The sequence below is a fragment of the Saliniramus sp. genome, assembly GCF_035311605.1.
Taxonomy (GTDB): Bacteria; Pseudomonadota; Alphaproteobacteria; order Rhizobiales; family Beijerinckiaceae; genus Saliniramus.
Genome location: NZ_DATGCW010000166.1, coordinates 1 through 3,163, shown reverse-complemented (window position 1 = coordinate 3,163; position 3,163 = coordinate 1). Strand labels below are relative to the sequence as shown.

General features: G+C 64.7%; 4 protein-coding genes. 1 reads left to right on the top strand and 3 read right to left on the bottom strand.

What is annotated here, in order from left to right; genetic code table 11:
- On the top strand, window positions 1–524 hold a 524-nt coding region (locus VKP01_RS07855), incomplete at its 5' end, for an EAL domain-containing protein (protein WP_324411601.1).
- Here VKP01_RS07855 and VKP01_RS07850 read toward each other — a convergent pair.
- From VKP01_RS07850 to VKP01_RS07840, 3 genes are all read right to left on the bottom strand, one after another.
- Complete coding sequence (locus VKP01_RS07850) at window positions 452–988, bottom strand: tetratricopeptide repeat protein (protein WP_324411600.1); 537 nt, start codon at window positions 986–988, stop codon at window positions 452–454. The genes VKP01_RS07855 and VKP01_RS07850 overlap by 73 nt on opposite strands.
- 125 nt (window positions 989–1,113) lie before the next feature.
- Window positions 1,114–2,136: an Ldh family oxidoreductase gene (locus VKP01_RS07845; protein ID WP_324411599.1), complete on the bottom strand. Its 1,023-nt coding sequence runs from the start codon at window positions 2,134–2,136 to the stop codon at window positions 1,114–1,116.
- Window positions 2,137–2,286: 150 nt separating this feature from the next.
- Window positions 2,287–3,123 carry a DMT family transporter gene (locus tag VKP01_RS07840; RefSeq protein WP_414706548.1) on the bottom strand — a complete coding sequence of 279 codons (837 nt, stop codon included), beginning with the start codon at window positions 3,121–3,123 and terminating at the stop codon, window positions 2,287–2,289.
- Between the last annotated feature and the right edge of the window lie 40 nt (window positions 3,124–3,163).

Sequence of the window (3,163 nt, the reverse complement as noted above, 5' to 3'; positions counted from 1 at the left end):
CCAGCGTCGAGCGGGTGCTGGCCGAGACCGGTCTGCCGGCTCACTGCCTTGAGCTCGAGATCACCGAGACCATCATACTCGACGATGAGGATCTGATCATTCCCCAGCTGCGTGCCCTGCGGGCGCTGGGCATCGGCATCGCCTTCGACGATTACGGCACCGGCTGGGCTTCGCTCAGCCAGTTGAAGCGCTATCCGCTGACGCGCCTGAAGATCGATCGCAGCTTCGTCAGCGACGTGACGGAAGACGAGGATGATGCCGCCATCGTCAAGGCCGTTCTGGCGCTCGGGGGCAGCCTCGGTCTCGATGTCATAGCGGAAGGCATCGAAATCCCCGCTCAGGCGGCGTTCCTGCGCGAGCATCAATGCCTGAGCGGCCAGGGTTATCTTTACGGCAGACCCATGCCTGTCGAGGTGCTGCTCGGGCAGGCGATGCAGGACGAGCGCAAGGATCACGGATCGGCTGTGTCAGCGGTTTCTGCGGAAGGTTCGGCAAAGGCGGCCTCGCGGCTGCGTGCGATCTGATCAGGCTTCAATTGCGCCTCGATCACCATGCGGATCTGGCGCGCCGGATCATAGCCGTTGTGTTCGGCCAGCAACAGCCAGTGATGGGCATCGAGCAGGTCCTGCTCGACCCCGATACCGAAGCGATAACTCGATGCCAGCGCGAATTGGGCATAGGCGTAGCCCTGCTCGGCTGATTGCCGGAACAGTCCCGCGCCCTTCTCCGCATCCACAGGGACGCCCCTGCCGTTCTGGTGCATGAAGCCGAGGATGAACTGCGCCTGCGCCTCACCGTCTTGCGCAACCGGTTCCAGCCAACGCAGAGCGGAGGCGTAATCGCGCGCCTCGAATGCCTCGACACCGCGTGCGAGATCGGCATCTGAAGCCGCTTCGGCGGCATGGGCACCGGAATTGGCAGCCATGAAGAGCATGAGGGCGAGAACCAGTCCGGCGTGGCGCGTGAACAGCAGAGCTTTGACAGGCATGGGGCGGCAACCATCGTGACGCGTGAGTGAAGGATGACGACCAGTCTGCCTGTCGAAGTTTGAGATTCGTCTTAAGCGGGCTTTCGAATTCTCTGCAAATTTGACGGGAACATCTGGGGATAACCTCACGCCCGCTCCATCTCCTCCAGCATCGCCACGAGTTCGGTCGGGACCGGGACGCCGTTTTCCATGGAATCGTCGCGGGCCTCGTGGCGGCGGTCGCCGGGCAGGCGGGTCTGGCCGGCATCGATGAGATAGCCCATCAGATCCTCGACGCGATCGACGAAGGGCGGCATGGTGCCGCGCCCGGCCTGCGGGTCGATCAGGATGAAGGACTGGCCGGTATGCGGGGTATGGGCGCCGGGATGCTGCTTGAGATCGACCTCGCGGGAGAACTTGCCGCCGACGAGCGCGCCGCACATCACTTCCACCATCAGCGCCAACGCCGCACCCTTGTGGCCGCCGAAGGCCATCAGCGCGCCGCCATCGACCACGGCTCTAGGATCGGTGGTGGGATTGCCGTCGCGATCGACACCGACGCCTTCATCGAGGGTGCGGCCCTCGCGGGCGGCGAGCTGGACATCGCCATGCGCCATGACCGAGGTCGCCATGTCGAAGACCAGCGGACGCGCATCGCGTCGTGGGGTGGCGAAGGCGATCGGATTGGTGCCCAGCGCTGCCTTCCGGCCGCCATGGGGCACGACCGAGGCCATGGAATTGATGAAGGAAAGCGCGATCAGGCCCTCGTCGGCGAAGGGCTCCACATCGAGTGAGAGCGCGCCGAGATGGTGCGAATTGCGGATCGCGAGCACCGCGCAGCCATTCGCCTTCACTTTCGCGAGCGCCGCGTCCCGGGCGCGCGCCAGGGCGGGCACGGTGAAACCATTCATGCCGTCGACGCGCAGAAAGCCTGGCGCCACGTCTTCGAGCATTGGCTCGGCCCGGCCATCCACCCAGCCTCCGGCATTGAGGGTGGAGACGTAGCCCTTCAGCCGGAACACACCATGGCTGTGGGCGCCGTCACGCTGGGCGCTGGCGCAATTGAGACCGATCACCTGAGCGACCCAGGGCGCGCAACCATTGGCTTCGAGAATGGCGGCCAGGCGGGCAACGAGGGTGTCGAATGGAATGCGGATGGATTCTTGCATGGAAGCTGGCGTCCTCGTTTGTCGATCCTTCGGCGAGCGGTTTGCCGGCGGCGAGCGATGGACAACAGGGTGGCGCGTCGCTGCCGGCTTGGCAATCGGGTTCAGATCATGAGCCCGATGGGCATCGCACCAGCCTGAGCCGCGCCAGCCTCAAACGCGCCTTCTGCGCTCCCGCAGGATGATCCAGACACCGCTCGTGATGATGATCCCGGCGCCGATGAAGGTCACCGTATCGGGCATCTCGCTCCAGATCAGCCAGCCGAGCAGGGTTGCCCAGAGCAGGGCGGTATAATCGAGCGGTGCGACGACCGAGGCCGGGGCGAGGCGAAAGGCCTGCGTCATCATGGTGATCCCCGCGGTGCCGCACATCGCGATCGCCACGAAGAGCCAGAGATGTTCAATCTGCATCGGGATCCAGACGAAAGGAACGAGCACGGCGCTCAGAAGCGCACTGGTGGCCGTAAGATAGAAAAGCAGCGTCCAGACGCTCTCGCGGCTGTCGACGAAGCGGGATCCCAGCATCATCAGGGCATAGACGAAGGCGGTGGCGACGGGCAGCAGGGAGGCTAGCTGGAAGGTGGCGCTGCCAGGCCGGACCACGATCAGCACGCCGGCGAAACCCGCGATCACTGCGCTCCAGCGGCGCCAGCCGACGCGTTCGCCCAGAAACGCCGCCGACAGCGCGATGATGAAGAACGGCGCCACGAAGATCAGCGCCGTCGCCTCGGCGAGTTGCAGAAAGCGCAGGCTGGTGAAGAAGAGAAACGTCCCCGCGACCCAGAGGATGCCACGCAGGAGATGTACGGTGGGGCGATAGGAACGCAGCGCGCCGGTGCCCCCCATCCGCAGGGCGATCAGGAAGGCGAAGGGCAGGGCGATGATATTGCGCAGGAAAAGGATCTGCAGCGGCGAATAGGTCTGCGTCAGCGTCTTGGCGATGGCATCATTCACTGTCAGGAAAGCGACGCCGATGCACATCAGCGCGATGCCCGTCTGATGGCTCGCCGGTGCTGAGGGGGAGACCGTT

Excerpts from the sequence above, each read along its gene's own strand:
- VKP01_RS07850 (WP_324411600.1), bottom strand. The coding sequence starts at position 988 with ATGCCTGTCAAAGCTCTGCTGTTCACGCGCCACGCCGGACTGGTTCTC.
- VKP01_RS07845 (WP_324411599.1), bottom strand. The coding sequence starts at position 2,136 with ATGCAAGAATCCATCCGCATTCCATTCGACACCCTCGTTGCCCGCCTG.